This window comes from Vibrio sp. V42_P2S4T144 (genome assembly GCF_009904715.1).
Classification (GTDB): domain Bacteria; phylum Pseudomonadota; class Gammaproteobacteria; order Enterobacterales; family Vibrionaceae; genus Vibrio; species Vibrio alginolyticus.
Window position 1 is genome coordinate 1 of the sequence record NZ_WXWS01000654.1, and the last position, 5,984, is coordinate 5,984.

General features: G+C 46.1%; 7 protein-coding genes. 2 read left to right on the plus strand and 5 right to left on the minus strand.

The window, feature by feature from the left end; translation table 11 throughout:
- The first annotated feature begins 238 nt into the window (after positions 1-238).
- Positions 239-406 carry a hypothetical protein gene (locus CAG68_RS22235; RefSeq protein WP_005378215.1) on the plus strand — a complete coding sequence of 56 codons (168 nt, stop codon included), beginning with the start codon at positions 239-241 and terminating at the stop codon, positions 404-406.
- An 81-nt stretch (positions 407-487) separates the two neighbouring features.
- Here the strand turns inward: CAG68_RS22235 and bioD are convergent, their stop codons facing one another.
- From bioD to bioB, 4 genes are read right to left on the minus strand one after another with little or no spacing between them, the layout of a single operon-like run.
- Positions 488-1,174, minus strand: a complete 687-nt coding sequence (bioD, locus tag CAG68_RS21255) for a dethiobiotin synthase (protein WP_025766887.1) — start codon at positions 1,172-1,174, stop codon at positions 488-490.
- Positions 1,171-1,992 carry a malonyl-ACP O-methyltransferase BioC gene (gene bioC, locus CAG68_RS21260; RefSeq protein ID WP_005388087.1) on the minus strand — a complete coding sequence of 274 codons (822 nt, stop codon included), beginning with the start codon at positions 1,990-1,992 and terminating at the stop codon, positions 1,171-1,173. Before bioC ends, bioD begins: the two co-directional genes overlap by 4 nt.
- Complete coding sequence (gene bioF / locus CAG68_RS21265) at positions 1,992-3,143, minus strand: 8-amino-7-oxononanoate synthase (RefSeq protein ID WP_025766888.1); 1,152 nt, start codon at positions 3,141-3,143, stop codon at positions 1,992-1,994. The genes bioC and bioF overlap by 1 nt, the downstream gene beginning before the upstream one ends.
- Entirely contained in the window at positions 3,130-4,182 is a 1,053-nt protein-coding gene (gene bioB, locus CAG68_RS21270; protein WP_025766889.1) for a biotin synthase BioB, read from the minus strand. The genes bioF and bioB overlap by 14 nt, the downstream gene beginning before the upstream one ends.
- 130 nt (positions 4,183-4,312) lie before the next feature.
- Here bioB and bioA point away from each other — a divergent pair, with 130 nt between their 5' ends.
- Positions 4,313-5,593 (plus strand): adenosylmethionine--8-amino-7-oxononanoate transaminase, encoded by a 1,281-nt coding sequence (gene bioA, locus CAG68_RS21275; RefSeq protein ID WP_025766890.1) that lies wholly within the window; start codon positions 4,313-4,315, stop codon positions 5,591-5,593.
- A gap of 69 nt (positions 5,594-5,662) precedes the next feature.
- On the opposite strand, the gene CAG68_RS21280 is transcribed toward bioA, so the two are convergent.
- Entirely contained in the window at positions 5,663-5,929 is a 267-nt protein-coding gene (locus CAG68_RS21280) for a DksA/TraR family C4-type zinc finger protein (RefSeq protein WP_033905078.1), read from the minus strand.
- Positions 5,930-5,984: the final 55 nt, after the last annotated feature.

The window sequence follows — 5,984 nt, forward strand, 5'->3', positions numbered from 1 at the left end:
ACCCATCATCTATTGATAGATGATCTTGGTGTTAAATCTATCACCTCTTAGCAACTTAGCTAGAAATTTTTTAATAGACCAAAAACAGTACGTTAGCTCTGCTATAGACTTTGGTCTTATTGTGCGGCTACATGGACATGCTAAATTCGAATGAGATGAACAAAACAGAGTCACTCTAAGTACATTGCAAAAAGTGCATTGGGTGAGCTCAAAAACTCCATGTATTGAGGGAAAAACCATGGTAGAAACTAACGACTATCAAATGGCTATTGATTTACTGCGTTGTCACCTAGGCATCTCAGAGGACGAGGCAAAGCAACAACTTGGTATTTCAACCGATCATCATATGTCTCAGCGTGTTGCAGAAACACAACAAGCATTGATGGGGCTCAGCCAAGATAAGTAATCTGACTTTTTAGGTTACACCAACAAGAAAGGGCTGCATTGCGCAGCCCTTTGGTTTTTTAGTCTTTTACCCTAAACACCATTAGTCAGTGTTTAGCAACGGCTCTACATTAATGTACTTGCCTAGCTCTTTACGTTTAGCACTTGGAATATATGGAATTTCCCCAAGCTTAGGTGCATCGATACGTGCTTCTAGCATCTCGATAATGTCAGCGTAGTGCTCTGTGCCTGGGTTGACGCGGTTTGCCACCCAGCCAACAAGATTCAAACCATCCGCTTTAATACTCTCTGCTGTGAGTAAAGCGTGGCTCAAACAGCCTAATTTAATGCCAACCACCAGTACAACAGGTAACTGCTCTTCTTTTACCCATGTAGATAAACAGTCCGTATCGGATACTGGCACACGCCAGCCTCCAGCACCTTCAACGAGAACAACATCGGCTTGCTGCTTATGTTGAGCCAGTTTTTGACTCAGAACATCGTAACTTATTTCGACATGTTCATGCTTCGCTGCAATGTGGGGAGAAGCAGGCAACTCTAAAGCGTATGGGTTCACATCATCATAGTCCACATCGAGTGTTGCGGCGTCTTGTAAGTGTAAAGCATCAGAGTTACGCCATCCGGCTTCAGTCTTGTCACTCCCTGCTGCCACTGGCTTATAACCAATAGTGTTTAGTCCTTTTGCGGCGATCGCTTGCAAAATGGCTTTAGACGCTACCGTCTTTCCAACATCAGTATCCGTACCAGCAATAAAAAAAGCATCAATCATAGATGTATTACTCCAAAACAAACCTGATAACTTGCAGGTAGAAGACCTTGATCGTTTTTAAACGCTTGGTACGCATGCTCAACTTTTAACAAAGTCTCGCGACTAGTTAAACCGTGTGAGCGCCCGCTTACGTGATTTGCACCTATACCTTTGAGGTCACGCATAACTGAAAATGCAGAGTCGTACCAAACTGTGATGGTGGTCAAGTCTAGTTGATGGCTGTCACATCGAGATTGCGCTAACGCAATTTTTACCTGATTGAGCGTTAGAAAGTTATTGACGTGTTGATATGCATCAATTTTTTCCCATGATGCACGCAGCTCATACAGTGATCCATCAACCAGTGTAGAGAACCACGCTTTCCCACCATTTTTTAGCACGCGGCGCACTTCTTTTAGTGGGTAACTTAAATCTGTACACCATTGCAGCGCTAAACTTGAAAACACGTAATCGAAGCTATCATCGTCAAATGGTAAGTTTTCAGCATCAGCAACTTGGTAATGCATTCGTACTGCACCACAACGCTGCTCTGCTTTATCTAACATGGCTTGAGAGATATCGCCGCAGACTACTTCCGCACCGCGTTGTTGAAGTAGTTGGGAGAAATAACCCGTGCCACAACCTAAATCCAATACACGTTTTCCCGTCAAGTTTTCAGGAAGTTTATCAAGCAGCTGATGCCCGACATCACGTTGAAAAGCCGCATGTTTATCGTATGTTTCTGCTGCTTTACCAAACGAAGAGGCAATCGCGTCTTTATCTTGATGGAAACTCTCTAACGCGAGCGTTTGCGCTAATGCGGTAGTTGCATTATCCATTACAGCGCTCCTAATGCTTGCTTCAATGCGATTGAAAGCGTTTTAACTTGTTCATTAGTGTGATTGGCAGTGAGTGTTATTCGAAGACGAGACGTTCCTTTAGGCACCGTCGGAGGGCGAATAGCAGTCACCCAAATACCGTTTTGGCGACAAGCACCTGCTACTCGCAAAGCCAATTCAGATTCACCAATCAAAAAGGGCTTAATCGAAGTTTGAGTCTCAACAAACCCCTCAAGGCCGCTAAGGCTATCTCGATACACTTCACTAAGCTCAGAGAGCTTTTCACGTCGCCAAGACTGCTCTTGAACCATCGAGACTGCATGAGTCAACGCATACGCTTGTGCTGGCGGTATCGCCGTGGAATACACATGGTGACGAGCAAACTGAGTTAAAAAGTCCCCCGTTGCGTGGTCACATAAAATAGCTGCGCCAGACGTACCAAACGCTTTACCGAAGGTAACGACCAATAACTCAGGCTTAACCGCGGCATGCTCGCAAGAGCCACCACCGGATTGACCAAGAACGCCAATACCATGAGCGTCATCGACAGCAAGCCAAGCATCATGACTGCGAGTGACTTCAGCTATATCGCTGAGCGGCGCACAATCACCGTCCATGCTGAACACCCCTTCAGTCACAACCAGATGGTTGTCTTCGCTATTAATCAGCGATTTCAGGTGCTCGATGTCATTGTGCTTGAAACGCTTCATCTTAGCTGGTGACAACGTCCCCGCTTCCATCAGTGAGGCATGGTTCAAACGGTCTTGGATCAATACGTCTGACTTTTCTAACAAGGTGAACAACAAGGCTTGATTAGCACTGAACCCAGAACCAAACAAAATTGCTCTGTCGTAACCCAGCCATTCGGTCAGTGCGGCTTCTAAATTGCTGTGCGCGGCACTAAAGCCAGTCACCATCGGTGATGCCCCACTACCACTGCCGTATACACTCAAACCTTGCTGCCAAGCACGAACAAGCGCTTGGTCATTGGCCAATCCCAAATAATCATTACTTGAGAAATTAATGTAGCGTCTACCTTCGTGTTCCAAAACGGACTGGTTACCGGCAAACACCACATTCATAGAACGATTCAACCCTTGCGTTTTACGCTCAGCAAGGGCGGACTCGATACGAGATTTAAACGCTGGCATCGTAGAAAAGGTCGTCTTTTGTTGGACGAGCAGCAACACGCTCTACGACGCGATCGAGTAACTCATTTTCTTCGATTTCATCAGGCTTTTGAGACACCTCTTGGCTGTTAATGCCGAGCTTATTGAACAGCATCATGTCTTTGTCTTCTGAAGGGTTTGGCGTGGTCAGAAGTTTGCAGCCGTAGAAGATGGAGTTTGCACCCGCCATAAAACACAGCGCTTGCATTTGTTCGTTCATGTTTTCACGGCCAGCGGATAAACGAACGGCTGATTGAGGCATCATGATTCGTGCAATCGCAATCAGGCGAATGAAATCAAATGGCTCAACATCATCCACTTCTTCCAACGGTGTGCCCTTTACCTTCACGAGCATGTTGATTGGAACGCTTTCAGGGTGTACCGGTAAGTTAGCCAATTCAACCAACAAACCTGCTCGGTCATTGGCACTCTCACCCATACCGATGATGCCACCAGAACAAATCTTCATGCCGGCATCACGAACGTGAGAAAGCGTATCTAAACGGTCTTGATAAGTACGTGTGGTAATGATGTTGCCGTAAAATTCAGGAGACGTATCTAGGTTGTGGTTGTAGTAATCCAAACCTGCGGTTGCCAGTTGTTTTGCTTGATCTGGTGTCAACATGCCTAATGTCATACACGTTTCTAAACCCATGCCCTTCACGCCTTTGATCATGTCGGTCAAATGCGGCATGTCACGCTCTTTTGGATTTTTCCATGCTGCGCCCATACAGAATCGAGTAGAACCAGCATTTTTGGCTTTTTGCGCAGCATCGAGTACGCGTTCTACTTCCATCAGACGCTCTTTCTCGATGTCTGTGGTGTAACGAGCACTCTGAGGACAGTACTTACAATCTTCTGGACAAGCACCTGTCTTAATCGACAGAAGCGTGCTTACTTGAACATGGTTGGTTTGTTGATATTGACGATGTACAAGCTGCGCTTCGAATAGGAGATCCATGAATGGTTTTTCCATGAGATCGCGCACTTCAGCATGCGTCCAGTTATGACGAACTTCCACGTGTATTCCTTTAGTCACTTTTGTTGTTGTGTTGACAGTCTACTGAGTCTCGATAAACTGTCAACACAATGCAAAAGATCAAAGTTTACACCTGTCTGTTTTTTAACCTCAATTATTATTGGAATCGCACATGGATCTCGCCTTCGACCGCCAGCATATCTGGCATCCTTACACTTCGACATTGACACCTCTGACCTGCTACCCAGTGGCATCGGCAAATGGTGTTCATATTAAATTGGAAGACGGTACTGAGCTGGTCGATGGCATGTCTTCTTGGTGGTCGACGATCCACGGCTACAACCATCCGCATTTAAATCAAGCCGCTCACCAGCAAATCGATCAGGTCTCTCACGTGATGTTTGGCGGGATTACCCACCAGCCAGCAATCAGTTTGTGTAAAAAGCTATTGTCCCTTGCACCAAATAACCTTGAACATGTATTCCTTGCCGATTCAGGCTCCGTTGCGGTAGAAGTCAGCTTAAAAATGGCACTGCAATATTGGCATGCAAAAGGCGAACGCCGACCGAAGTTTCTTACTTTGCGACACGGTTATCACGGCGACACCTTTGCGGCTATGTCGGTTACCGATCCTGATAACTCAATGCACTCTCTTTACAAAGGCTTTTTGCCTGAGCATATCTTTGCGGAGTCAGCAACTTGTGGTTATTGGGATGAATGGAAGCCAGAGGACCTTACCGACTTCGAGCACAAGATTGAAACGCACCATGAAGAACTTGCTGCGGTGATCCTAGAACCTATTGTTCAAGGCGCAGGCGGCATGCGCATCTACCATCCAGAATTTCTCAAAGGCGTGCGTAGGCTTTGCGACAAATACGGCTTGTTATTGATTGCAGATGAGATCGCTACCGGATTTGGTCGTACCGGTAAGTTGTTTGCCTGCGAACATGCAGACATTCAACCAGACATTCTGTGTGTCGGGAAAGCACTTACTGGCGGCTACATGACCCTCTCTGCGACCCTCGCGAGCAAACACGTAGCAGACACTGTTTGTGGTGGTGATGCTGGTTGTTTTATGCACGGTCCAACCTTTATGGGGAATCCACTCGCTTGTGCCGTAGCTACTGCAAGTTTGGAATTGATCGAGCAAGGTGATTGGAAGCAACAAACCCAACAAATTGAAACGCTGTTTTCTGAGTTACTACCAAAACTTGAAGAATACGACTTGGTGAAAAACACCCGTTGGTTGGGTGCTATTGGCGTAGTGGAGACGCTTCGCCCTGTGAATATGGAAACCATCCAAGCCTTGTTTGTTGAACACGGAGTGTGGATTCGTCCATTTGACAAACTGATTTATATGATGCCGCCGTTCATCAGCAAGCCAGAAGATATTGAGAAGCTAGTTAACGCGATTGATGCAGCGTTGCAACGTAAAGACTGCTTCGCTTCATAGTTCCATTCAATACGAAAACGGTTTGAGTATGAGACTCAAACCGTCTCGTTATTTATTAGAGCAGTAAAGCTATCGAAGTTGACTGTCTTTACTCGCTCGTCGATTGAACAATGCTTGGCGTTGAGATACCAATTCGATTGTTGACTGACATTCGATACACAAACGAACGCCTTTCATTGCAAGACGACGCGCTTCTGGGATCTCATCACCACACTCATCGCAGTAATGGGTGCTCTCACCCTTTGTGATACTGCCACGAACACGGGAAATCTCGTCGTCTATTGTGTTTTGAATTTGTTGGCTGACGCTATCGTCGTTTGCCCACCCTACGGCCATAAGCCCTCCTCGTTACTTGAATGAGAAAATCTACTTACCGTGGTAAGGTGGATGA

Bases quoted from the DNA above. Each gene is read 5' to 3' on its own strand.
- bioC (WP_005388087.1), bottom strand. From the start codon at position 1,992: ATGGATAATGCAACTACCGCATTAGCGCAAACGCTCGCGTTAGAGAGT.
- bioF (WP_025766888.1), bottom strand. From the start codon at position 3,143: ATGCCAGCGTTTAAATCTCGTATCGAGTCCGCCCTTGCTGAGCGTAAA.
- bioA (WP_025766890.1), top strand. From the start codon at position 4,313: ATGGATCTCGCCTTCGACCGCCAGCATATCTGGCATCCTTACACTTCG.
- CAG68_RS21280 (WP_033905078.1), bottom strand. From the start codon at position 5,929: ATGGCCGTAGGGTGGGCAAACGACGATAGCGTCAGCCAACAAATTCAA.
- bioD (WP_025766887.1), bottom strand. From the start codon at position 1,174: ATGATTGATGCTTTTTTTATTGCTGGTACGGATACTGATGTTGGAAAG.
- CAG68_RS22235 (WP_005378215.1), top strand. From the start codon at position 239: ATGGTAGAAACTAACGACTATCAAATGGCTATTGATTTACTGCGTTGT.